General features: G+C 74.0%; 23 protein-coding genes. 15 read left to right on the forward strand and 8 right to left on the reverse strand.

Annotated features, from left to right (window positions below):
• Positions 1-243 precede the first annotated feature (243 nt).
• Complete coding sequence (locus ACIOC0_RS29605; protein WP_402158812.1) at positions 244-2391, forward strand: FUSC family protein; 2148 nt, start codon at positions 244-246, stop codon at positions 2389-2391.
• A 40-nt stretch (positions 2392-2431) separates the two neighbouring features.
• Here the strand turns inward: ACIOC0_RS29605 and ACIOC0_RS29610 are convergent, their stop codons facing one another.
• A complete protein-coding gene (locus tag ACIOC0_RS29610) occupies positions 2432-2959 on the reverse strand; it encodes a hypothetical protein (protein WP_402158813.1) in 528 nt (175 codons plus the stop codon).
• Positions 2960-3160: 201 nt separating this feature from the next.
• Between ACIOC0_RS29610 and ACIOC0_RS29615 the strand changes: the two genes are divergently transcribed.
• The 4 genes from ACIOC0_RS29615 to ACIOC0_RS29630 all read left to right on the forward strand — a co-directional run bounded on the left by ACIOC0_RS29615 (position 3161) and on the right by ACIOC0_RS29630 (position 7878).
• Positions 3161-4006, forward strand: a complete 846-nt coding sequence (locus tag ACIOC0_RS29615) for an MIP/aquaporin family protein (protein WP_402158814.1) — start codon at positions 3161-3163, stop codon at positions 4004-4006.
• Positions 4007-4075: 69 nt separating this feature from the next.
• Positions 4076-5593 (forward strand): glycerol kinase GlpK, encoded by a 1518-nt coding sequence (gene glpK, locus ACIOC0_RS29620; protein WP_402158815.1) that lies wholly within the window; start codon positions 4076-4078, stop codon positions 5591-5593.
• Between the two features lie 362 nt (positions 5594-5955).
• On the forward strand, positions 5956-6174 hold the full coding sequence (locus ACIOC0_RS29625) for a hypothetical protein (protein WP_402158816.1): 219 nt from the start codon (positions 5956-5958) through the stop codon (positions 6172-6174).
• Between the two features lie 54 nt (positions 6175-6228).
• On the forward strand, positions 6229-7878 hold the full coding sequence (locus ACIOC0_RS29630) for a multicopper oxidase family protein (RefSeq protein ID WP_402158817.1): 1650 nt from the start codon (positions 6229-6231) through the stop codon (positions 7876-7878).
• Positions 7879-7956: 78 nt separating this feature from the next.
• On the opposite strand, the gene ACIOC0_RS29635 is transcribed toward ACIOC0_RS29630, so the two are convergent.
• The 4 genes from ACIOC0_RS29635 to ACIOC0_RS29650 form a co-directional block, all read right to left on the reverse strand.
• Entirely contained in the window at positions 7957-8193 is a 237-nt protein-coding gene (locus ACIOC0_RS29635) for a DUF2945 domain-containing protein (RefSeq protein WP_402158818.1), read from the reverse strand.
• Positions 8194-8305: 112 nt separating this feature from the next.
• Positions 8306-9262 (reverse strand): anti-sigma factor RsbA family regulatory protein, encoded by a 957-nt coding sequence (locus tag ACIOC0_RS29640; protein ID WP_402158819.1) that lies wholly within the window; start codon positions 9260-9262, stop codon positions 8306-8308.
• Positions 9259-10053, reverse strand: coding sequence for an MEDS domain-containing protein (locus ACIOC0_RS29645; RefSeq protein WP_402158820.1), 795 nt, complete (start codon positions 10051-10053; stop codon positions 9259-9261). Before ACIOC0_RS29645 ends, ACIOC0_RS29640 begins: the two co-directional genes overlap by 4 nt.
• Positions 10050-11369 carry an aminotransferase class V-fold PLP-dependent enzyme gene (locus ACIOC0_RS29650; protein ID WP_402158821.1) on the reverse strand — a complete coding sequence of 440 codons (1320 nt, stop codon included), beginning with the start codon at positions 11367-11369 and terminating at the stop codon, positions 10050-10052. The genes ACIOC0_RS29645 and ACIOC0_RS29650 overlap by 4 nt, the downstream gene beginning before the upstream one ends.
• A 247-nt stretch (positions 11370-11616) precedes the next feature.
• On the opposite strand from ACIOC0_RS29650, the gene ACIOC0_RS29655 reads away from it, so the two are divergent.
• Positions 11617-12033, forward strand: coding sequence for an ATP-binding protein (locus ACIOC0_RS29655; protein ID WP_402158822.1), 417 nt, complete (start codon positions 11617-11619; stop codon positions 12031-12033).
• A gap of 6 nt (positions 12034-12039) precedes the next feature.
• Here the strand turns inward: ACIOC0_RS29655 and ACIOC0_RS29660 are convergent, their stop codons facing one another.
• Both ACIOC0_RS29660 and ACIOC0_RS29665 read right to left on the reverse strand, forming a co-directional pair.
• Positions 12040-12762, reverse strand: a complete 723-nt coding sequence (locus ACIOC0_RS29660) for a GNAT family N-acetyltransferase (protein ID WP_402158823.1) — start codon at positions 12760-12762, stop codon at positions 12040-12042.
• Complete coding sequence (locus ACIOC0_RS29665; RefSeq protein ID WP_402158824.1) at positions 12759-13130, reverse strand: VOC family protein; 372 nt, start codon at positions 13128-13130, stop codon at positions 12759-12761. Before ACIOC0_RS29665 ends, ACIOC0_RS29660 begins: the two co-directional genes overlap by 4 nt.
• A 100-nt stretch (positions 13131-13230) precedes the next feature.
• On the opposite strand from ACIOC0_RS29665, the gene ACIOC0_RS29670 reads away from it, so the two are divergent.
• The 3 genes from ACIOC0_RS29670 to ACIOC0_RS29680 all read left to right on the forward strand — a co-directional run bounded on the left by ACIOC0_RS29670 (position 13231) and on the right by ACIOC0_RS29680 (position 15821).
• Positions 13231-13881 carry a DUF6629 family protein gene (locus tag ACIOC0_RS29670; protein WP_402158825.1) on the forward strand — a complete coding sequence of 217 codons (651 nt, stop codon included), beginning with the start codon at positions 13231-13233 and terminating at the stop codon, positions 13879-13881.
• Positions 13882-13977: 96 nt separating this feature from the next.
• Positions 13978-14235, forward strand: coding sequence for an EF-hand domain-containing protein (locus ACIOC0_RS29675; RefSeq protein ID WP_358798316.1), 258 nt, complete (start codon positions 13978-13980; stop codon positions 14233-14235).
• Between the two features lie 107 nt (positions 14236-14342).
• A complete protein-coding gene (locus ACIOC0_RS29680; protein WP_351096631.1) occupies positions 14343-15821 on the forward strand; it encodes a glutamate--cysteine ligase in 1479 nt (492 codons plus the stop codon).
• A 76-nt stretch (positions 15822-15897) separates the two neighbouring features.
• Here ACIOC0_RS29680 and ACIOC0_RS29685 read toward each other — a convergent pair whose 3' ends face one another.
• Positions 15898-16347 carry a DUF2690 domain-containing protein gene (locus ACIOC0_RS29685; RefSeq protein ID WP_402158826.1) on the reverse strand — a complete coding sequence of 150 codons (450 nt, stop codon included), beginning with the start codon at positions 16345-16347 and terminating at the stop codon, positions 15898-15900.
• 261 nt (positions 16348-16608) lie between these two features.
• On the opposite strand from ACIOC0_RS29685, the gene ACIOC0_RS29690 reads away from it, so the two are divergent.
• From ACIOC0_RS29690 to ACIOC0_RS29715, 6 genes are all read left to right on the forward strand, one after another.
• Positions 16609-19692, forward strand: a complete 3084-nt coding sequence (locus ACIOC0_RS29690) for a tetratricopeptide repeat protein (RefSeq protein WP_402158827.1) — start codon at positions 16609-16611, stop codon at positions 19690-19692.
• Between the two features lie 253 nt (positions 19693-19945).
• Positions 19946-20230 carry a zinc-ribbon domain-containing protein gene (locus ACIOC0_RS29695; protein ID WP_402158828.1) on the forward strand — a complete coding sequence of 95 codons (285 nt, stop codon included), beginning with the start codon at positions 19946-19948 and terminating at the stop codon, positions 20228-20230.
• A 151-nt stretch (positions 20231-20381) separates the two neighbouring features.
• The gene (locus tag ACIOC0_RS29700; RefSeq protein WP_402158829.1) at positions 20382-20966 is read left to right on the forward strand and encodes a hypothetical protein; all 585 of its coding nucleotides are present in this window, start codon (positions 20382-20384) and stop codon (positions 20964-20966) included.
• Positions 20967-21091: 125 nt separating this feature from the next.
• A complete protein-coding gene (locus tag ACIOC0_RS29705) occupies positions 21092-21979 on the forward strand; it encodes an oxygenase MpaB family protein (protein ID WP_402158830.1) in 888 nt (295 codons plus the stop codon).
• A gap of 280 nt (positions 21980-22259) precedes the next feature.
• A complete protein-coding gene (locus ACIOC0_RS29710; protein ID WP_402158831.1) occupies positions 22260-22820 on the forward strand; it encodes a hypothetical protein in 561 nt (186 codons plus the stop codon).
• A 173-nt stretch (positions 22821-22993) separates the two neighbouring features.
• Complete coding sequence (locus tag ACIOC0_RS29715; protein ID WP_402158832.1) at positions 22994-23674, forward strand: class F sortase; 681 nt, start codon at positions 22994-22996, stop codon at positions 23672-23674.

Below are 23674 nucleotides of genomic sequence, written 5' to 3' on the forward strand. Positions count from 1 at the left end.
GGCGCGGAGGTTGCCGCCGTCCTCGAAACTTTTCGGGCCCGCCCGGCGGCCCTCGCCTCGGGCGGCGCGGTCGTCGACATCGCGTCAGCTCGCGGAGCCACCGGGCCGCGCACCGCCTCGGTCGTACGCACCCCGGTCGGTCAACTCGCGGAGCGCCGGGCCGCGCGCGACGCCGGGAGGTCCGCGACACTGGGAGGACTCAGCGGTCCTCGCGTGGGCGTGGGCGCGTGGAGAGGAGCGCTCATGGTGAGGCGGCCCTCGCTGCCCGAATCCCGCAGGGCCGGCCGGCGGGCGGCGCGGGTCACGGCGGCCGCGGCGGCGGGGTTCTACCCGGCGCTGTACCTGCTGGACCAGCCGGTCATGGCGATCTACGCCCTGTTCGCGCCCATCTCGTTCGGCGTCCTGTCACCGGTGCCGGGCTCCGGCCGCGGGCGAGCCCTGACGCTGCTTCGCGCCTTACCGGCCGCCGCCGCGCTGACCGCGCTCGGCACCGCGCTCGCCGTGGCGACCTGGCCGGCCGTCGCAGGCATGGTGTTCGTCGCCTTCGCGCTGACCTTCCTCGCGGCGTGCGGTCCGCGCCTCGCGGGCACCGTCCCCGGACTCCAGCTCTTCTACATCCTCGCCTGCTTCCCGCCGTACGCGCCGGACACCTTGCCCCAGCGGCTCATCGGGCTCACCGCCGGGACGCTGCTGCTCGCGCTCGGCGAGGTGCTGCTCTTCCCGGAGCCGGCTGAGCCGTCGTACCGCGTCCGACTCGCCGACGCCCTGGACCTGGCGGCCCACGCGGCCGGTTCGTTCGCGGGCGTCGGCCGCAGCAAGGGGACGGACGTCGGCCTCGCCGCCCGGCTCACGGCGACCGGACGGAGTCTGCGCTTCTCCCAGCAGCCGCCCGGCGCGCGCCCGACCGGCGCGGGGCACACCGACCGTGCGCTCGCCCAGGCCGGCTCCGCGACCCGGCGGCTCCTGGACCTGCTGGCCGGGCTCGCCGGGCTCGTCCCCGACCCGGCCGACTCCGCCTCACGGGACCTGCTGCACGGGATCGCGTCGACGTGCGCCGGAACGGCGGACGCCCTGCGCGGGGCCCGGCCCCCCGCCGGGCCCGAACTGATCGAGGAGATGACCGCCCAGTTCCTGGCCGCGCGCGGCGCCGCCCCCGACTCCCGCGCCGCCCCGTCACGCGCGTTGCTGCTGCGGCAGTCGACGGTGCTGACCTCGGCGGTGTCGGCCGTGACCGTGCGCGCGGCCGTCGTCCTCGCGCTCGGCGGGCCCCGGCCGCTGTTCGGGCTGCCCCGGGCGCAGTTCTGGTACGCCGCGACGCCGACGGTCCGCCTGTGGGCGCTGCGGATCCTCGGCAATGTCACGCCCCGCTCGGTCGTCTTCCAGAACGCCGTCCGCACCGCGCTCGGGCTGGGCCTCGCCCGTCTGGTGGCGGGCTCGCTGGAGCTGACGCACGGCTTCTGGGTGCTGCTGGCGGTGCTGACCCTGGGACGCACCACGGCGGGCGCCACCTGGTCCGTTGTCCGCTCGGCCGTCGTCGGCACCCTGGTCGGCGCGCTCGCCGCCGGCGTGCTCCTCGCGGGGGCGGGCGACGCCACCGACGTGTACGCCGCGCTGCTCGCCCCGGTGATGCTGCTGGCGTTCACCGTGGGGCCGCTGGGCGGGCCGGCCTGGGCGCAGGGGCTGTTCACCCTGGTGGTCTCCACCGCGTTCGCCCAGCTCGCGCCGGTGACCTGGCGGCTCGCGGAGGCGCGGATCGTCGACGTGCTGACGGGAAGCGCGGTGGGGCTGCTGTGCGGGGTGCTCGCGTGGCCGTCCGGGGCGCGGGCGGAGATCCGGCGCAGTGTGGCGGCGCTGTTCCGGTCCACCGCGCCGCTGGTGCGGGCAACCGTCGCGGCCGCCGCCGGCGAGGACGGCGTACCCGGCCCGCGGCAAGGCGACACGGCGGAGGCGGTGCGCACGGCGCAGCGCCGGCTGCGCATCGCGGAGGCGGTGTACGCGCAGTACCGCACCGAGTTCTCGCCGCGGCCCGCCGGTGAGGGGCCGGACTGGCTCGCCGCGCTCAACTTCGGGTCGCGGGTGCTGGTGGGGGCGCACTGGCTGCCCCGCACCGACAGCAGGCGGGATCTGCCGCCCGCCGCACTGCGCTGGCTGAGGGCGGCGACGGACGAGGTGGAGGCGGCGGCCCTCCGCGCGGCCGGCTTCCCGGCGGACGGCCTGCACATCAGCCTGCCTCCCCTGCCGCCGGATGTCGCGGCCCGCACCTCGTGGAGCGTACTGCCCCTGCTGTCGGACATGGAGGTCTGGTTCGAGGCGCTGACCACGGACCTCGAGGCCACCACGGACCACCGCCCGACGCCGACGACCGGACACCCCGCGCGCCAGTTGTATTGATCACGAGCGTTGTCAACGGCGGCTGCCGCCGCCACACCCGTCAGCGGACGTAGGTGTCGCAGAGCTGCCGCACGGAGGGCGACACCGGCGCGTGATGCGACCAGCCGCACACGGTGCGCAGGTCGTAGTCGGTGTACGGCGACTGCGCGGTGTGCGGGGGGCCGGACCGCCGGCGGGGCGCGCCCGGGGCGGGCGCCGGGCCGGGGGCGCGGACACCGGCCCGGCGCCGGTTCGGCTCGGGCGCCTCGCGCGCCGCCCGCTTGCGCGGCGGGGTGTCCGGCGCGGCTTGCCGGGGCCGGGGCGACCTGAGGGCGCCGGGCGTGGAACCGGTGCCCACGAGCGCCGACCGGCCGGTGGGCGGGCCGTCGGGCCGGCCACCGGCCGGCGGTCCGGGCGCGGAGGTGCGAACGCCGGCCGAGGCGCTCCCCGTGGCGGGCCGCTGCGGTTCGTCTCGGGGCACGGCCACGCAGCCCCCGGCGAGCAGTCCGGCGGCCAGCACCGCCACGAGGGAGAAGGGCACCGCCACGAGGGAGGAGGGCACCGCCACGAGGGAGGAGGAACGACGCATGCCCCCACCCTGCCGCCGGGGAACCCCGCCCGGGGCCGTGATCGGCCCTGATCACCGGCACGGGTGACACCGGCCTCGCCGTCCGATCGCAGGCCTCCGGGAAACCGTTGATCTGCGCACCCTTTATGACCGACTTATGCTGATCTGGTGAGAGCTCGGGCACTCGAAAGCCGGTGGGGAACCGGCGGGAAGCGGGCTTCCATGGCTGAGCGATTCAAAAGGGCGGGGTTGATCGGCGAATTGTCGGCCGAGTTCGCCGGCACCATGATTCTCATTCTCTTCGGTTGCGGCGTGGTGGCCCAGGTCGTCGCGGGCGGCGCCCTGACGACACCGCCGGGCGGCCTCGGAAACCACGACAGCATCTCCTGGGCCTGGGGCCTCGGCGTCACGCTCGGCGTGTACGTCGCAGCCCGGCTCAGCGGTGCCCACCTCAATCCGGCGGTGACGGTCGCGCTGGCCGCGTTCAAGGGGTTCCCGTGGAGCAGGGTGGCGCCCTATGTCGTGGCCCAGACGGCCGGGGCCTTCGTGGCGGCGCTGATCGTGCGCTGGAACTACACCGAGGCCCTGGCGAAGGCCGACCCCGGTCACACCATCAAGACCCAGGGCGTTTTCTCCACACTCCCGGCGAACGGCAATCCGAACCTGCCGGTCCACGAATGGGGGGCGTTCCGTGACCAGATCATCGGCACCGCAATCCTGCTGCTGCTGATCCTGGCCATCACGGATCTGCTGAACACGCCGCCCGGCGCGAACCTGGCACCGTTCATCATCGGTCTGGTCGTCGTGGCCATCGGCATGGCCTGGGGCACCAACGCGGGCTACGCGATCAATCCGGCGCGTGACTTCGGGCCCAGACTGGCCAGCTTCATCACGGGCTACGGAACGGCATGGCGAGATCAGTACGGGAACTTGTACTTCTGGGTTCCGATCATCGGCCCGCTGATCGGCGGCCTGCTCGGTGCGGGCCTGTACAAGGTCCTGGTCGGCCACTTCCTGCCCACGGCGGAGCCGGAGCCCCCCGGCCGCGTCCCAACGCCCGAGGAGTGACGATCCTCGCGCCGAAGGACCCCATCCCGGCACCCGAGGTGCTGATCCCCGCAACAGAGGCGGTAATCCATGGCTGACTTCGTGGGCGCGGTGGACCAAGGGACCACCAGCACCCGTTTCATGATCTTCGACCACTCCGGGAACGAGGTGGCGAAGCACCAACTGGAGCACGCCCAGATCCTCCCGCAGTCCGGGTGGGTCGAGCACGATCCGGTCGAGATCTGGGAGCGCACCAACTCGGTGATCCAGAACGCCCTGCGGCACGGCAACCTGTCCCCGGAAGATCTCGCGGCGATCGGCATCACCAACCAGCGCGAGACCACCGTCGTGTGGGATCCACGCAACGGGCGCCCCTACTACAACGCCATCGTCTGGCAGGACACCCGCACCGACTCCATCGCCGCCGCGCTGGAGCGTTCGGGCAAGGGCGACGTCATCCGCCGCAAGGCGGGCCTGCCGCCGGCGACGTACTTCTCCGGGGGCAAGATCCAATGGATTCTGGAGAACGTCGACGGGGTGCGCGAGGCCGCGCAGCAGGGTCACGCCCTCTTCGGCAACACCGACGCCTGGGTCCTGTGGAACCTGACGGGCGGTCCCGACGGCGGCATCCACGCCACCGACGTGACCAACGCCAGCCGCACCATGCTGATGGACCTGGAGACCCTCGACTGGGACGACGAGCTGCTGGGCTTCTTCGGTATCCCCCGCGAGATGCTGCCCACCATCAAGCCGTCGTCCGACCGCGAGGCCTACGGCGTCACCCGCACCTCCCGGCCCCTGCGGGCGGCGATCCCCATCGCGGGCATGCTCGGCGACCAGCAGGCGGCCACGGTCGGTCAGGTCTGCTACGCGCCGGGCGAGGCGAAGAACACCTACGGCACCGGTAACTTCCTGGTGCTCAACACCGGCACGGAGCTGGTGCGTTCACAGCACGGGCTGCTGACCACCGTGGCGTACCAGTTCGGCGACAGCCCGGCCGTGTACGCCCTGGAGGGATCGATCGCGGTGACCGGGTCGGCGGTGCAGTGGCTGCGCGACCAGATGAAGATCATCAGCAGCGCGGCGGAGAGCGAGAGCCTCGCGCGCACCGTCGAGGACAACGGCGGCGTGTACTTCGTGCCCGCGTTCTCCGGCCTGTTCGCCCCGTACTGGCGTTCCGACGCGCGCGGCGCGATCGTGGGCCTCGCGCGCTACAACAACAACGGTCACCTGGCCCGGGCGACGCTGGAGGCCATCTGCTACCAGAGCCGTGACGTGGTCGAGGCCATGGAGCAGGACTCCGGGGTGCACCTCGACGTGCTCAAGGTCGACGGCGGCGTCACCGCCAACGACCTGTGCATGCAGATCCAGGCCGATGTGCTCGGCGTACCGGTCAGCAGGCCGGTCGTCGCCGAGACCACCGCGCTCGGCGCCGCGTACGCGGCGGGGCTCGCCACCGGATTCTGGCGCGACACCGACGAGTTGCGGACCCACTGGCAGGAGTCCAAGCGGTGGGAGCCGCAGTGGTCCGAGGACCGGCGGGCGCAGGGCTACGCCGACTGGAAGAAGGCGGTGGAACGCACGCTGGACTGGGCCAAGGTCGAGTGACGCGCACCCGGCCACGACGCGACCGCCGCTCCCCCGGAACGGCGGTCGCGTCGTCCTTCGTTCCCGCGCGCCGTCACACTCCGCTCACCGTCGCCGCCCCGCGCCCGGCGGTGACGCGGGCACGCTGCCCGTGACCGCAGTGGACGACTCGACGGCAGGACCGTCCGGGGAGCCGCTCGGCACTGAACGGCGGCACCGTGGGCACTCGCCGGCGCATGACGTCTTCGCCTCGTTGGCGCGGTCCACACGCTCGACGGGGACGCGCATCGCGCACGCAAGGCGCTGTTCCTGCCCCTGCTGGGCGGGAGGAGCCGTACGCCTTCCGCCCGCAGCGGTTCCTGGGCCGGCCGATCGACCGCGAGGTGCTGATCCCGCAGGGCGGTGGCGAGCCGCGGAGCGGGCACCGCTGCCCGGGCGAACGCGTCGTCGTCGGTGTGCTGGAGGCGCTGGCCGTGCGCCTGGCCCGGCTCGAGCACACGGTGCCGGAGCAGGACTCGATGATCTCGCTGCGGCGGCTCCCGGCGCGACCGCGCAGCGGTGTCGTCCTCGCCGACGTGCGTGTCCCCTCAGGCGATTCATGAGACGCGCCGCCTCGGTTCACGCACATATGACTATAAGACATGTGTTATTCAGTTATGCACACACATACACGGCGCACCGTGCTCGGTGCATCGATCGCGGCCGCCGGTTCGGGAGCCCTGGCCGGCTGCTCCGGAACCGGCCCCGACTCCCGGTCGGCGGCCGGTCCCCGCGCCGGGGCCGGCCGCCCCTCGGCGGCCGTCCCGGCCGCCGGCGGCTTCGTCCCCAAGGGGCCGGCGGGGTACGTGGACCCGTCCGGTCCCGAGGTGCTCGCCGCCGAGGCTGCCCGCGGGTCAGGACCGGTCCGCGAGGTCAGACTGACCGCCGTGGAGACCGCCCTGGACCTCGGCGGTCTGACCGTCAGATCGTGGGCGTACGGCGACACGCTGCCGGGCAGGGAGATCCGGGTCCGCTCGGGCGACATCCTGGCCGTCACGCTCGCCAACCACCTGCCCGAGGCGACGACGCTGCACTCGCACGGTCTGCGGCTGCGCTGCGACATGGACGGCGTGCCCGGCCTGACGCAGTACTCGATCAGGCCCGGCGCGGACTTCCACTACCGCTTCGCGGTGTCGCACCCGGGGACGTACTGGCTGCACTCCCACTCGGGCATGCAGCTCGACCGCGGCCTGTACGCCCCGCTGATCGTCGAGGACCCCAGGGAGCCGCTGTCCTACGACAAGGAGTGGGTCGTCGTCCTGGACGACTGGCTGGACGGCGTGAACGGCTCCACCCCGGACGCCGTGCTCTCCCAGCTCCGGGGCGGCAGGGCGGCACCCATGGACATGGGCGAGGACCTCGCCCACCACCACGGCTCGGGCCACGGCCCCACCGCCGGCGCCCGGTCGTCGTCCGGCGGCTCCACCGGCCCGTCCCGCATCCTGCGGCACTCCCGCAGCCGGATGCTGCACAGCCCGGGCGGCCATGTCGACTACCCGCACTACCTCATCAACGGCCGTCTGCCGCAGGCCCCTTCGGTCTTCCAGGCCCGCCCCGGCGACCGGATCCGGCTGCGCATCATCAACGCCGGCGGCGACACCGCGTTCCGGGTGGCGCTGGGCGGCCACCGGATGACGGTGACCCACACCGACGGCTATCCCGTGGAGCACAAGGAGACGGACGCGTTGCTGCTCGGCATGGCCGAACGCTACGACGTGCTCGTCACCGCCCAGGACGGGGTGTTCCCGCTGGTCGCGCTGGCCGAGGGCAAGGACGCCCGGGCCCTGGCCGTACTGCGCACCGGCAGCGGCGGGACCCCGGGGCCCTTCGTGCACCCCGACGAGCTGGACGGCAAGGTCGTGCCGGCCCGGCGCCTGGTGCCGGCGGAGTCCGTGGCCTTCAGCGACCGAGAGCCGGACCGCGAGATGCGCTTCCGGCTCACCGGCGGCATGGAGAAGTTCGACTGGGCCATCGACCACCAGCCCTACTCCATCGAACAGCGCCACGCCGTCCGCGAGGGGGAACGGGTGCGGGTCACCGTCATCAACGCCACCGACATGTGGCACCCCGTGCACCTGCACGGCCACACCTTCGCCCTGACCGGCATCGACTCGGTCGGGACGCGCAAGGACACGGCGCTCGTGCTGCCGCACCGCAAGCTCGTCTTCGACTTCATGGCCGACAACCCGGGCCTGTGGATGCTGCACTGCCACAACCAGTACCACTCGGAGTCCGGCATGATGACCGTCCTCGGCTACCGCAGGTGACGGGCGCCGCGGCGCCTCGGGCCAGGAGGGCCGGCCCCGGCCGGCCCTCGCTCCGGGCGCCGTCACGGGGCCCGGGGCTCACTTCTCCCCGCGTTCCCTCAGGGCGGACGGCTTGTGCACGGCCGTACGGCCGGACTTGTCGCTGCGCACCTCGTACTGCGGGTCGTCCGGGGAGGCGTCGACCGTGCGGCCGGCGGCCTTCGTCCGCTCGGTGATCTTCTTCTCCACGGTTCCGGTGGTCTCGGAGCCGTGACTGCTCCAGGCGACCTTGTCGCCCTCGGACGGCTCCTTCTTGCGGCTGCTGCCCTTGGCCATGGCTGCGCTCCTCGGGACGGCGGTGCTTTCTCCGGGCCCGCGACGAGGCGCGGCGCCCTCCCCTCCACCGTGCGGGCCGACTCCGCGCCCCGCACCCCCGGGGGGCGGACGCTCAACCGCGCAGCGCGCTGTGCAGGCGGATCGTCGTCCCGTCCTCGAGGGTGGACCGCAGCTCCACGAGGTCGCAGAGCTGGTGGGCCAGCCACAGGCCGCGGCCGCCCACCTGGGAGGCGTGGGGCTGCATCCGGCCGGCGAGGGGGTCCTCGATGTAACCGCCGTCCCAGAACTCGCAGATCATGCGGTCCTCCTCGACCCAGGTCCGCAGCACGCCCCGGCCGCCGCCGTGCTTGATGCTGTTGGCGGCGATCTCCGTGGCGGCGATGCTCAGTTCGCGCAGCCGCACCCCGTCAAGACCGTGGCGCTCGGCGCACTCGGCGATCCGGGCGCGCACCGCGGCGAGGTCTCCCGCCCCGTACGGCAGTTCCTCGAACGGGTCGCAGGGGCCGCCCATGCTTTCGAACGCGTAGGCGGCTTCGGCGTCGTAGCCCTCGCTGGGCCGGCTGCGGCCGTCCTCGCGCAGCTCGGGGTGGCAGCGGGCCATGGCCGTCAGATCGGCGTTCGCGCCGTCGGTGTCGTAGGGGCACAGCAGCCGCCAGGCGGGGCTGTCGGCGAAGGCCTTGTTGAGGAGCCACTCGTGGTAGCGCAGTTCCCGGATCTCGGCCTGGCTGTGCGCGTCCTCCCAGCTGGACTCGCCGATGCCGCGCACCGGACGGCCGTCGGCGGCGTGCTCGTGGATCCATCCCTGCCAGGCGGCGATGAGCCGCCCAGGGTGGTGGGCGACGGAGCCGGTGTCGACGAAACGGACGGTCGACAGTTCGGGGAGTTCGGCGCGCAGCAGCGACACCTTGTGCTGCGGGACGGCCACGACGACGGCCTCGTCGCCGTCGAGCGCCTCGTGGATGAAGCCGAGCGTGCCGTCGAGGAACGCCTCGCGGCCCTGGTACGGATACAGCTCGTGCCGGTAGCCGGAGCGCTGGTCCCGGGTGTCGCCCGGGGTGCGGTCGGTCATGGCGAGATCACCACCGGCACCTCCGGCGCGGCGAACCCCGACAACTGCCAGCACAACCGCACTGTTTCGTTGGCCCCCTCGATGATCACCTGTCGGTCCGGAAGGTACCGGGCCGCGTCGGCCAATGCACTCATCCCCGCCGCGTCGAAGAACTCCAGCTCGTGGCACATCAGGCGCACCACCAGGGCGTGGGCGACGAGGTTGCGCAGCACCGCGCCGAACGCCCCGGCACCCGCGGAGTCGATGACTCCTGTCACCGTCCAGTGTCCCTCTCCGGTCCTGAACACCCGGAACTCGGGTGCTGCGGGTCGGCTGCCCACATGGTGCGGATGCACACACGTCACTTGATCGAGGGTGGGCGGGTCCCAGTCGGCGGGGCGGTAGGTGCACAGGACCATGGCGCCGCTGTCCGCGGCGAACTCCTCCAGGTCCAGTTCGCTCTGCAGCATGCTGTCGGGAGGAGCGCCGGTGCGGTCGGCCGTGACATGGCGCAGGATGCGCAGGGCGCGGAAGCCTTCACGTCCGGCGTTGTCGGCCTCGCGGCGCACCGCGGCGAGCAGCGATCCCTCCAGCCGGGCGGGGTCGATGAGCACGGGGGCCGGGGTGTCGGGGAGGCGGCGGGCGGATCCGCCGTCGGGTCCGACGATGACGACCTTGTCGCCGAAGAGCGCGCCGTCGGCGACGAAGGCGCGGCTGCGCTCGCCCGCGGTCTCGGCCGGTTCCAGAAGCTGGCAGACGTGGTCGCCGCTCTCCACCTCGTCCAGCGTGGCCAGGCCGCGCGCCGCTCTCACCGGTGTTCCTCCGTCACATGGCCCACTGTATAAGCCGTCGGCCCCGGCTGTCGGGGCAGGCCAGACGGCCGCCGTCGGGTCCGGGCCTCGGCTGCCCAGGCGCGGACGACGGGGGCGCAGCGCTCGGCGAACTCCTCGTAGTCGGCGGGGGCGTTGTAGAGGTGGGCGGACAGCCGCAGGTATCCGGCGCCGGCGAAGCTGGTGAAGGCGGTCTCGGCGCCCAGTTCGGCGACGGCCCGGTCGCGCAGGGCGTCGGCCTCGACCCGGGTGGCGCCCAGGCCCTCGGGGAGCGGGACCAGGCGCATCCCGGGCACCGGCATGCCGACGTCGGCGGCGGCGGTGTCGTGGGCGTCCGGGCCGGCGAGGGCGGCGGCGACGACGCGGGCGCCGTGGTCGGCGAGGTCGTCCATGTAGCGGCGGGCCGTGTCCCAGCCCCAGACGCGGTCGACGAAGTCGAGGGCCGTGGGCGCGGCCAGCCAGTTCGTGGCGTCGACGGTGCCCTGCTGGTCGAAGCGCTCGGGGAACGGCTCGCGGGCGTTCCAGGAGTCGATGAGGGGGTGCAGTTCCGCGCGCAGCGCTCCGCGGGCGACGAGGGCCGCGGTGCCGCGCGGGGCGCACGCCCACTTGTGCAGGTTGCCCACCCACGCGTCGCAGCGCAGACCGTCCAGGGGCGCGGCGAGGAGGCCGGGGGCGTGGGCTCCGTCGACGAGCAGGGGGACGCCCCGCCGGGCCGCCTCGGCGCCGACGCGCTCGACGGGCATCCGGCGGGCGGTGGCGGAGGTGATCTGGTCGAGGACGATCAGCGCCACGTCGTCGTCGACCTCGGCCATGACCGCGTCGTACGCCTCTTCGGCGTCGGCCGCGAGCGGCACCCGCGCGGTCCGCACCCGGCCGCCCCTGCGCCGGGCGAGCCGCTCGGCGCCCATGGTGACGGCGCCGTAGCCGTGGTCGGTGACGACGACGTCGCCGCCGGGCCGCGCGGTGAGCGCCGCGTACACGACACTCGCGCCGGCGCTCGCGTTCGGGACGAGCGCCAGGTCGCCCGCGTCGACGCCGAGGTGGCCGGCGACTTCGGCGCGGGCGGCGGCGATGCGGGCGGGGAGTTCCGGGAACCATTTGACCGGCGCGCGTTCCATCTCGGCCCGCAGCGCGTCCTGCCGCTCCTGCGCCACGCGGGGCACCGCGCCGAAGGACCCGTGGTTGAGGTGCAGCATGCCGGGGTCGAGACTCCAGGCGAGCGCGGCGGGCCGCCCGTCGGGCAGCAGCAGGGAGCGGGGCGCGGTACGGGGGCGAATGCGGGTGCCGGTGTCGGTCACGTGGCTCCTGTCGGCGGCCGCGACGGGCCGGGGCTGGGCGGTGGCTCGGGCGGCCTGCGGCCTGGGCGGCGGCTCACGATACCGGTGCGCGCGAGGTGCGACGGGGGCCGGCGGCGGCCGGGTGTGCGGCGCGGGACGGGGGCCGTATGCCGCCGCGTGTTCGGCCGGCTGCCCGGTTGTCCGGCTTCATGCCGCTTCCGCAGGGTAGACGCTGTCCCAGCGGCACCGATCGAGGGAGGGAAACACCGTGGACCGATCAGCGGTGCGTGCAGTGGGCTGGGCCCGTGCTCTGCCGATAAACAGCTCCGTCAAGGAGGCGCGTGACTGGGCCCGTCGGCACCTCGACACGCTGGGCTGGGCCGGAGACGACCCACAGACGGTGGACTCGGTCCTGCTCACCGTCTCCGAACTGGTCACCAACGCCCACCGGCATGCGCGCAGCAGCGCCCAGCTGGTCATGACCTGGGACAGCCGGTGTCTGCACATCGCCGTCCACGACGGGTCGCCCGACCTGCCGAGCCCGAAGCCGCCGAGCACGGACCGCGTCGGCGGGCGGGGGATGATGCTGGTCGACGCGCTCGCCGACAGCTGGGAGACCCGCCCCTGCCCACACGGCAAGACGGTCACGGCCTGCTTCCGCCCGGCGGAGTCCGCACTGTCCTGACCCGACTCACCCGACGGCGTCCAGACGGACGCTCAGCTGGGCCCCCAGCTCCCTGAACCCCAGCGCCCCGGCCACCTTCCGGGACGCCTCCGAGCGGGCCCGCCACTGGGGCAGCAGGCCGGCGTCGAGTGCGTGGCCCACGGCCGAGGAGGCCGTCCGCCGCGCCAGCCCGCGCCCGCGGCGGCCCGGCACGGTCAGGACGCACACATGGGCGGTCGCCTCCGGCCAACTCGCGTAGCCCGCCGCGGCGACGACGTCCGGGCCGTCCCGCAGGACGAACACCGGCGAGTCGACGTCGGCGAGACCGCTCTCCGCGGAATCGTCCGGCCCCGCAGCCGCCATCAGCGCGCGGATGTCGTCGTGATCTGCGGGAAGGGCCGCGACCTGCGCAGCGACGGGCCGGAAGCGGTCCCCCGGGAGATACGCGAGGGCGGCGGGCCCGAGCATGTCGACGACGGGCAGCCTCGCCGTGGCGGCGTCCGCCCGGACCAGGGCGTCCACGGGCGTCCCGGCCAATGCCTGTCGCAGCAGCCCGGTACGCGGCTCGTCGGGCCCGGTGACGATCGCGCCGTCCTCCAGCCTGACGATCCCGGCCCACCCCGGCGGGCAGAGCCGTGACCGCGGCGAGTGGACGATCATGACGCCGCCGCCCGTCGGGAACGGCCCCGGCACGGCGGCCAGCCGCCCCCAGAGCCCGTGCACCCGGCTCAGCAACGCGTCCCCGGTCATGTCCGCTCGGCCTTGGCCAGGGTCAGGCAGAAGGGGTGGCCGGCCAGGTCGGTGAGGACCCGCCACCGGTCACCGCCCGGCTGCGACTCGGGTTTGCCCGCGCCCAGCTCCAACAACCGTCGCTCGGCGGCGTCGAGGTCGTCGACGGCGAAGTCGAGATGGATCTGCTGCGGCACGCTCTGCCCGGGCCGGCGCGGAGGCTCGTAGTCGTCGACCCGCTGAAAGCCGAGCAGCAGACCACCCGCACCGACGAGCCCGGCGAAGTCCACACCGGACGCGTCGTGCAACGGAAGACCGGTGGCGCACGCGTAGAACGCTGCCAGAGCCGGCGGGTCGGGGCAGTCCAGAGTGATCGCCGTGAGTCGCATGCCGCTCACTCTCCTGACGGCGGCATGGTTGGATCAAGAGCCCGGGGGAAGCGGGTCTGTGACCTGCGGCACCACTTCACGAACCGCTGGCGGTGAACCGATGTGCTGGAGTGCGACGGCCGACGTGGTCGCCGGGGTCGGCGTCTGTGCGGTCGGGGTGGCTTGTGTGGCGCGGGTTCGACGTGGGGCGGAACTGCCGCTCGCCGCGCTGCCGTTGCTGCTGGGGGTCCATCAGTTCGTCGAGGCGGCGGTGTGGGCGTCGGACGGGGGGCGGGGGCCCGCCACCGTCGTCTGGGCCGTCATCGCGCTGCCCCTGCTCGCGGTGTGGGTGCCGTCGGGGACGGTGTGCGCCGCGCCGCCGCGGGCCCGGCGCCGACTGCTCGTCCCGCTGGCGGTGGGCGTGGTCACCGCCGCGGTGCTCGGGTACGCGCTGGCGACCGGGACGGTGACGGCCGAGATCCGCGGGCACACCGTGGGCTACGCCGTCGGCCTCTCCCACCCCGCACTGCTTGTCGCGGGTTATCTGTCGGCCACCGTGGGGGCTCTCCTGCTGTCGGGCGACCGGTGGCTGGTGGGGCTCGGGGGCCTGCTGGCGGTGGGCGCGGCGGGATGCTGGGCGCTGTGGCGGCTGGAGTTCGTGTCGACCTGGTGCGCGGTCGCGGCGGTGTGCTCGGTCGTGCTGTACGGGTGGGCGCGCGAGCGGTCCGCCATGGCGGGAACCCGGGCGGGGCGGGAGGCGTTGCGTGGATGAGCGGGGCGAGCCGGCCCGCCCGGTGGCGCCGGACGGGCACAGGAGCCGGTGCCGGACAGCCGGCGCCCGGACCGGCGCTGAGGAAACGGGGACGACATGGCGAGTGACAAGGCGCGGAAACTGTTCGAGGCGCTCGACCTCGACGCGAACGGCACGCTGACGCGTGAGGAAGTGATCGTCGCGCTGCGGAGAAAGGGCCCCGTCCTGGCGGCCTCGGGCGACCTGCCGTTCTGGGCCCTGGGCGACGCGGACGCGTCCTCCGCGCTGTTCGACGCCGCCGACCAGAACGGCGACTCGGTGCTGACGCTGGAGGAGTTCGCCGCGGTGGTCGACCGCCGCTTCGGCTGGCGCTGAGCGGCCCCGCCGAGAGCGCTCGCGCTGCTCCCCCGTATGGTCCGCCCCGCCGGGTGGTGCGACGCTGGAGGGGTCAGTTTCGCTGGAGGGGAGTGCCGGGAGGGCCGATGGGACGGGACGTCCCGGCGATGGTCTTCACCCGCGAGGACCGCCGCCGGTACCGGATCAAGATGCAGGACTGCCTCGACGCGCTCGCGCAGATGCTGCGTGACTCCCGCTTCGAATCGGAGCGGCCCCGGGTGGGGCTGGAGATCGAACTGAACCTGGTCGACGGCGAGGCCGAGCCGGCGATGCGCAACAGCGACGTGCTGGAGGCGATCGCGGATCCGGCCTGGTCCACCGAGCTGGGCCGGTTCAACCTGGAGATCAACGTCCCGCCGCGCCGGCTGACGGAGGGCGGCCCGGAGTCCTGGGAGTCCGAGATCCGCGCCGCGCTCAACCACGCCGACGAGCGCGCCAGGACGGTCGCCGCCCGGCTGATCATGATCGGTATCCTGCCCACGCTGCGGCAGGAGGACGTGGGCGAGGGGTCGCTCTCGGAGAACCCGCGCTACCGCCTGCTGAACGACCAGGTCTTCGCGGCGCGCGGCGAGGACCTGCGGATCGAGGTGGACGGCGTCGACCGCCTGCGGACGTACGCGGACACGATCACCCCGGAGGCCGCCTGCACCAGCACGCAGTTCCATCTCCAGGTCTCCCCTGAGGAGTTCGCCGCGTACTGGAACGCGGCGCAGGCCACCGCCGGCGTGCAGGTCGCGCTCGCGGCGAACGCGCCGTTCCTGTTCGGCAAGGAGCTGTGGCACGAGACGCGGATCCCGCTGTTCGAGCAGGCGACCGACACCCGCCCGGAGGAGATCAAGGTGCAGGGGGTGCGGCCCCGGGTGTGGTTCGGCGAGCGGTGGATCAACAGTGTCTTCGACCTGTTCGAGGAGAACCTGCGCTACTTCCCCGCCCTGCTGCCGCTCTGCGACGAGCAGGAGCCCAAGCGCACGCTGGACGAGGGCGACATCCCCGAGCTGGCCGAGCTGACCCTGCACAACGGGACCATCTACCGGTGGAACCGCCCGGTGTACGCCGTGGCCCACGACATGCCGCACCTGCGGGTGGAGAACCGGGTGCTGCCCGCCGGACCGACCGTCGCGGACACCCTCGCCAACGGGGCGTTCTACTACGGGCTCACCCGCGCCCTGGTGGAGGAGGAACGGCCGGTGTGGTCGCGGATGTCCTTCGCCGCCGCCGAGGAGAACCTGCACATGGCGGCCCGGCACGGCATCGAGGCGCCGCTGTACTGGCCGGGGATGGGCGAGGTGCCGGTGCCCGAACTCGTCCTGCGGCGGCTGCTGCCGCTGGCGCACCGGGGGCTGGAGCTGTCCGGCATGGACGCGTCGTGGCGGGAGCCGCTGCTCGGCGTGATCGAGCAGCGGTGCGTGACCGGCCGCAACGGGGCGGTGTGGCAGAAGGAGATGTTCCACCGGATCGAGGCGGCCGACCACGCCGGCCGGCACGAGGCGCTGCGCCGGATGACGCAGCTGTACATCGACTACATGCACCTCAACGCCCCGGTGCACACCTGGCCGGTCGACTGACCCGGCCGGGCGTCGCGCGCGGGCCGAGCGGAAGGGGCCCGCCGCCCGCGACGGGCCCCCTCCACGGCCGCGTGGTTCAGTAGCTGGACGTGCGGCCCTGGTACGTCCGCGCGCCGCTGTCCCACTCGCCCTTGGCGTAGGAGGTCACGTTGACGTCGTTGACCATCCGCGTGTAGCAGCTGGAGCCGCCGGCCGGCACGGAACAGGTGTACTCCCGCCCGTCGGAGTTGCGGTGGACGGTCGCGAACGGGGTGAACTGGCCGTTCCCGTAGCTCGCGCGGGAGATGCGCGCCCACGCCGCCCGGCAGCTCGGGCTGTAGCGCAGCTCCACGTACGCCTGGCCGAGCCACACTCCGCCCACGGGGGACGTCGCGTCGCCCCCGCAGTAGGTGTCGGGGTCCTTGCCCTCGCAGGACGAGCCGTAGCAGCTCGCGGTGGGGGCCGCGCTCGCGGGAGCGGCGACGGCGGTGCCCGCCCCGGCCATCAGCAGGACGGACGCGGCCGCGGCCCAGCGCCGAAGGTTCATCTTCTCTCTCCTCTTGGGGTGTTCTGATTCAAGCCCGCCGGGTCCCTGCCGAACCCCGTACGACAGGGACCCGCGCGCAGCTGATGTGAGGCTTCGTCAGGGGCTCGTCCGGTGGGGCTGGTTCGTGCGGCGGAACGCCTGACGACCTGCGCCGTGAGGATCTACGGTGGACCTTGCGAAAACCTTGTGACGGCAGGCGGTGGGCCGGCGCGTCACCGTGAACGGAACTGTCGGAGGACGAGTGGAAGCCCGGCGTCAGCGGTGATACTGCACTTGCTCGGCCCCCTGGAACTGCGGGTCGCGGGGCGCGTGCGCGAGGTGGGTCAGCCGCGCCGGCGAGCGGTCCTCGCGGCACTGGCGGCGGACGCGGGACGGCCCGTCCCGGTGGACGCCCTGATCGACCGCGTGTGGGACGCCGACCCGCCCGGCGGGGCAAGATCGGTCCTGTATGCGCACATCAGCCGGCTGCGCCGGCTCCTGGACGACGCCTCGGCCGAGGACGACGGGCGGAAGACGGAGGGGGCCGCGCTCCGTATCGCCAAAGCGTCGGGCGGCTATGTCCTGGAGGGCGACGACGGCGCCGTCGACCTGCTGCGCTTCCGCGCGCTCGTCGCCCGGGGCCGCGCGTGCCCCTCGGCGGCGGAGCGGGCCCGTGTCCTTCGGGAGGCGCTGGGGCTGTGGCGAGGTGCGCCGCTGCCGGAGCTGTCCGGGGCGTGGGCCGAGCGTGTGCGGGCCGTGTGGAGCGGCGAGCGGATCGAGGCGGCGCTCGCCTGGGCCGAGGCGGTCCGGCACGAGGGGAGGCCCGAAGAAGTGCCCGCCCTGCTCGGAACGTTGGCGGCCGAGCATCCCCTGTCCGAGCCTCTGGCCGTGACGCTCGTCCGCGCTCTGGGCGAGGCCGACAGGACGGCGGAGGCCGTGCACGCCTACACCACCGTCGAGCGCCAACTGGCCGAGGAGCTGGGGGTGGGCCCGGGGCGCGAACTGCGTTCGGCGTACGAGGAGTTGCTGAGCGAGAGGGACGGCGGGCAGCCGCCGTCCGCCGCTCCGCGCCCCGTACCCGCCACAGCTCCCGTCGCCACCGCTCACGTACCGGCGCAACTCCCGATGGACGTACGTCCTTTCACCGGCAGGGACGATCAACTCGCCGATCTGACAAGGCATCTGCTCGACGGGGAGGACACCTGCCGGACGGCGGCGGTCGTCGTCTCCGCCGTCTCGGGCACGGCCGGCGTCGGCAAGACCGCACTGGCCGTCCACTGGGCGCACCGGGTCCGCGACGTCTTCCCCGACGGTCAGCTCTACGTCGACCTGCGCGGCTACGACCCGCAGGAGCCGGTGTCCGCGGCGCAGGCGCTCGCCGGGTTCCTCACCGCGCTCGGCGTCCCCGGGCCGGAGATCCCGCTGCGGCTCGACGACCGGGCGGCGCGCTACCGTACGGCCGTCGACGGACGGCGGCTGCTCGTCGTCCTCGACAACGCCGCCTCCGCCGCGCAGGTCAGACCGCTGCTGCCGGGCAGCCCGGCCTGCCGGGTGCTGATCACCAGCCGGGACTCGCTGACGTCGCTGGTGTCGGTGCACGGAGCGCACCGGGTGGTCCTCGACGCCCTCTCCCCCGACGAGGCGACGGCGCTGCTGCGCACGCTCATCGGGCCGCGCGTGGACGCCGAGCCGGCCGAGGCCGCGGCGCTGGCCGAGCGGTGCGGGCGGCTGCCGCTGGCGCTGCGGGTGGCGGCGGAGCTGGTGCTGTCGCGGCCCGCCGAGCCCCTGGCCGCGCTGGTGGCCGAACTGCGCGACCGCAGACGGCGGTTGGACCTGCTGGACGGCGACGGGGACCCGCGGGCCGCGGTGCGCGCCGTCTTCTCCTGGTCCTACGACCGTCTGCCCGAACTGCCCGCCCGGCTGTTCCGGCTGCTGGGCCTGCACCCGGGGCCGGACGCCGACGTCCACTCCGCCGCCGCCCTGGCCGGCGAGTCCGCGGACCGCACCCGGCGGGCGCTCGACCTGCTGGCGGGGGCGCACCTGGTGGAGCGCACCGCGCCCGGCCGGTACGGCATGCACGACCTGCTGCGGGCCTACGCCGGGGAGCTGGCCGTCCGGCACGACGCGGCGCCCGACCGGGACGCCGCCCTGGCCCGGCTGCTGGACCACTGTCTGGCGGCGTCCGCCGCGGCCATGGACCTGCTCTACCCGGCCGAACGGCACCTGCGTCCCGTGGTGGACCTGCCGGACGCCGGTCTGCCGCCGCTGCGGACGCCCGAGGAGTGCCGGGCCTGGCTGACCGCCGCGCAGCCCACGCTGGTGGCCCTGTGCTCGCGGACCGAGGAGCCCGGCCCGTCCGGCCACACCGTGCGGCTCGCCACCACCCTGCACCGGCACTACGAGCGCTGCGGGCACTACGCCGACGCCCTGGCCGTGCACACCCACGCCCTGCGGGCGGCCCGGTCGGCCGGCGACGCCCGCGGCGAGGCCGACGTGCTGGTCTGCCTGGGGGCGGTGCACCGGCGGCTCGGCGAATACGACAGCGCCCACCGCTGCCACGACACCGCCCTCGCGCTGTGCCGTCGCGTCGGGTACCGCACCGGCGAGGCCCGGCATCTGACCAACGTCGGCGTGCTGCACGAGCTGCGCGGGCAGTACCGGGAGGCCGCCGACCACCATGAGCGGGCGGTCGGGCTGTTCCGCGCGGCGGGCGACGCGCACGGCGAGGCGGACGTGCTCAACAACCTGGGCATCGTGCACGAGTTGCTGGAGGACTACCAGGCGTCGATCGAGCGGTATCGCAGAGCGCTGGACCTGTACCGGTCGACGGGTCACGCGCTGGGTGAGGCCAGCGCGCTCGGCAACCTGGGCATCGTCGTGGCCCGGCTCGGCGACCATGCGTCCGCGGCCGGGTACTTCGAGCGGGCGCTCGCCCTGTTCCGGCGGCTCGGCAACACCGGCGGCGAGGCTCACGCGCTGTCCAACCTGGGCGACGCGTTCAGCGGACTCGGCCGGTACGAGGAGGCCGCCACGCACCAGGGCCGGGCGCTGGAGCTGTTCCGGCGGACCGGGGAACGCTACGGCGAGGCCGGGGCCCTCAACGGTCTGGGCGAGGCGCTGCACGGGGCCGGGCGGCACGCCGAGGCCCTCGACGCGCACGCCTCGGCGCTGGAGGTGGCGTCGGGGATCGAGGAGCGGGAGGAGCAGGCCCGCGCCCACGTCGGCACGGCCGCGGTCCGGCAGGCGCTGCGGGATCCGGAGCGGGCCGAGCACCACCTCCGGGCGGCGCTGGCGCTGTACACGGCGCTCGACTCGCCCCGCGCCGACGAGGTGCGCAAGGCGCTGCTGCTGGTGCGGGACGCCTGAGGGGCCTCGCCCCGCGCTCGTCCGGTCACGGCCCGGCACCGCGCCTCGCCGTGTCGCCGCACCTGCAGCTGACGCCGGCGAGCCGGGTGCGGCGCGGGCGAGACGCCCGTGCCGCACCCGCCCGAACGCCCGCGGCTTACGCCTTCTCCCCCGCCCGCTTCCCACCGCCATGCACCAGACTGGGGGGCGCAAGCGCAGTTCGTGTCCGTCGGCCTCGTGTCGCGCGGGCCGTGCCCCAGGAGGAAGCGACAGCGTGATCATCTTCGGCACCAAGGGATACCTGTACCAGCTCGCCATACTGACCCTGGTGTGCGGCCGGTGTCACAACCCCGCCGCGCACACGCTCAGGAAGCGGGTCACGAAGTTCACGCTGTTCTTCGTGCCGCTGTTCCCGATCTCGACGAAGTACCTCACCCAGTGCACGTTCTGCGGCGCGGAGCAGAAGGTGGGCCGGGAGCAGGCGGAGCAGCTGCGCGCGCAGAGCGCGGGCGGCCCGGCGTACGGGCAGCCGCAGCACCAGCAGCCGTACCAGTCGTAGCCGAACCAGCAGCCGTACCAGTCGTAGCCGAACCAACGGTCGTGGCGGTCGCGACGCCGCCGCGCGAAGACGACGTGCGAACCGTGCAACCATCGCGCCGCCCGGATTGTCCTGTCTGGTATCAGACACTTCGGAATCCCCGGGGGACACCATGGTGCGAAGCAGAACCGCCTGGGCGGCCGCCGCCCTCATGACCGCCACGCTGGCCGTGGCCGTGACGCCGGCCGAGGCCGCCCCGGCCGCCGCCCCTCGGGCCGCCGCGGCCTGCCCCACCGGCTGGGGCAGCGTCGCCAAGACGTACTCCGCCGGCACGGCGGACTCGGTGACGAACGTCAGGACCGGACGCCACGACTGCTACGACCGGTTCGTGGTGGACGTCCCCGGCGCGGCGAGCAACGAGCTCGGCTACTCCGTCAGGTACGTCGACCGCCTCTTCCAGGACGGTTCCGGCCGTCCGATCCCCGTCGGCGGCGGCGCCGTTCTGGAGGTGCGCGTGAACGCGCCCGCCTACGACGTGGACACCGGCGCGCCCACCTATCCCGGCCGGGTCGCCCAGCCGCTCCCGGGCGTCGACCTCACCGGGTACGGCACGTTCCGCGACACCCGCTACGCCGGCAGCTTCGAGGGCGTCACCCAGCTGGGGCTCGGAGTGCGGGCCCGGCTGCCGTTCCGGGTGCTGAGGCTGGACGGCGTGCTCGTCGTGGACGTCGCCCACTCCTGGACCGCCGCCCGCTGACCGGCCGCCGTCGCCCTCACCCACGACCGCCCGCCGCCCGGGCCGCCCGTCGCATCGGGCGACCCGGCGCGGGTACCCGGGAAGACAGGACGCTCCACGGCGCGCCGGGAGGAGGCCGAGGGGTCATGAGACTGACCGGAGCGGGCGTGGCCGGCCCGAGGGAACGGCTCGGCAACGGCCTGTTCATCCGCGTCGCCGGGCCGGACGGCCCCCGCAACCGCGCCCGTATCCACGACACGCCCGGCCCGCGCTGGTTCGGGCCCGAGCGGCCGGTGCGCCGGGTGCACGGGGACGCCTCGATGTTCATCGGCGGCCTGTCCGCGCTGCTGCTCCAGTCGCTGCACCCGCTCGCGATGGCCGCCGTGGCCGCCCACTCCGGCTTCCGCGGCGACCCGTGGGGGCGGCTCCAGCGTACGAGCACTTTCCTGGCGACGACGACGTACGGCACCGCAGAGCACGCCCAGCAGGCCTGCGACCGGGTCCGCGCCGTCCACGAACGGGTGAGGGGGGTGACGGACCTGGGCGAGGAGTACCACGCCTCCGACCCGCATCTGCTCGGCTGGGTCCACGCCGCGGAGGCCGACAGCTTCCTGCGCGCCCACCAGCGTTACGGCGCGCGTGCGCTGACGGAGGAGGAGTGCGACGGGTACGTCGAGGACATGGCGCGGGTCGCCGTCGCGCTCGGCGTGCCCGATCCGCCGCGCAGCCGGGCCGCGCTCACCGAACGGCTCGCCGCGTACCGGCCGGAGCTGAGGGCCACGGCCCCGGCGCGGGACACCGCGCGCTTCCTCCTGCTCAGCCCGCCGATCCCGCTCGTCGCCCGGCTGCCGTACGGGGTGCTCGCCGCGAACGCCGTGTCGCTCCTGCCGGACTGGGCCGCCCGGGAGCTGCGGCTGCCCCGGCTGCCGGTCGTCGACGGCCTGTGCGTACGGCCCCTCGGCCACGCCATGACGGCCACGGTCCGGTGGGCCATGGCGTCGGCGCGGCGCGCGGCGGCGGCTCCCGCCACCTGACGGGGCGACGGGTCCGCGAGTCGAGCGGGAGGGTGCACCCGTGTCCCCCGTTCGAGCAGGGGGCCCGGCTCCGACGGAGAATGCGTCAACTCTCCTGTACCGCTTGGCGTTTGGTTTCCACGAGGCGGCCCGCGACCGCGTCCGGCCGCCGTCGGGCGTCACCCGGGTGAGCGCCTTGAGTGGTGGCCCGCAGGCGTGTGGCTGACGGTGGATCACGTCAGGCCGGTACGAGTCAGCTGACTGCCTGCCAGCTGCCCGGCTGTGACGGAAGGACTCACAGATGCGCTCTGCCCGCATGCTCTTCGCCACCGCGGCGGCCTCGGCCGTCCTCGCCCTCACCACGCCCGGCGCCGCCTTCGCCGTCGGCGCGTACGACCACGACGACTCCTCCTCCTACAGCAAGGAAGCGGACAAGGACAAGGACAAGGAGCACGGCAAGGAGGAGGACAAGGAGAAGGGTTCCTGGTCCAAGGACAGCGAGAAGGACAGCGAGAAGGACAAGGAGTCGTGGGGCGGCGGCCACGGCAAGCCGGACGGTGGCGTCCACACCGGTGGCGGCGCCCTGAGCCTCACGAACGACGACGAGTGGAAGAGCAAGGACGACGAGTACAAGAGCAAGGACGAGGAGAAGGGCTCCTGGTCCAAGGACAGCGAGAAGGACAGTGAGAAGGACAAGGGGTCGTGGGGCGGCGGCCACGACAAGCCGAACGGTGGCGTCCACACCGGTGGCGGCGCGCTCGCCGCGCCCGGCGTGACCACGAGCGGGCTGGCCGCCCTCGCGGTCGTCGGCGCCGGTGTGTACGCGGTGCGCCGCCGGAAGACGGCGGGAAGCGCGGCCTGAGCCGTGCAGGGTGCGATAGCAGCCGTGGCCGCCACCGTGCACGTGTGGCGGCCCGGCCGCCTTTCCGGCCGCCGTTCACGGCGGCCGGTTCCCCGGCCCGTTTCCGTGGCCGTGTCGCGCCCGCTCCGTCCGCCCGTCCGCTCCGCCGCTGTGCCCAGTGAGGTGGTTTCCCGATGACAGCCAGTCCTCCCTCCCTCGCCGGCGCCGAGCCGACGCCGCCGGTCCAGGGGTCCCGTGCCGGAATGACCGCGCTGTGCGCCGTGGCGGTCCTGGCGGTGGGGCTGAACCTGTTCGGAGGCGGTGCCACACCGCCCGACGCCTCTCCCCCGCCGCACGCCCCGCTGCCCGTCCGCGTCTCCGCCGCGCCGACCGCGCCCGTCGGCAGCCCGACCGGCAAGCGGCTGCCCCGTTCCCGGCCGGTGCGCCTGCTGATCCCTAAGATCGGCGTCGACGCTCCGTTCACCGACCTGAGGATCGGTCCCTCGGGGCACCTCGAAGCGCCCCCGCCGAACGACACCAACCTGGTCGGCTGGCACGTCGACGGCGCCTCGCCCGGCGAGGCGGGTACCGCGATCATCGCGGGGCACGTCGACACCAAGACGTCCCCGGCGGTCTTCGCGGGACTGAGCGAGTTGACCGAGGGGGACGTCTTCCAGGTCAAGCGGGCCGACGGGCGCAAGGCCTCCTTCGTCGTCGACGACACGCAGACCTTCGAGAAGGACGACTTCCCGAGCGAGCGCGTCTACGCCGACACCCCGCAGGCCCAGGTCCGGCTGATCACCTGCGCCGGGGACTACGACCGCGCGGCCAAGGACTACACGGCGAACCTGGTGGTCTTCGGCCATCTCCTCTGA

It is taken from the genome of Streptomyces sp. NPDC088254 (genome assembly GCF_044740925.1).
In the GTDB taxonomy this organism is placed as follows: Bacteria; Actinomycetota; Actinomycetes; order Streptomycetales; family Streptomycetaceae; genus Streptomyces.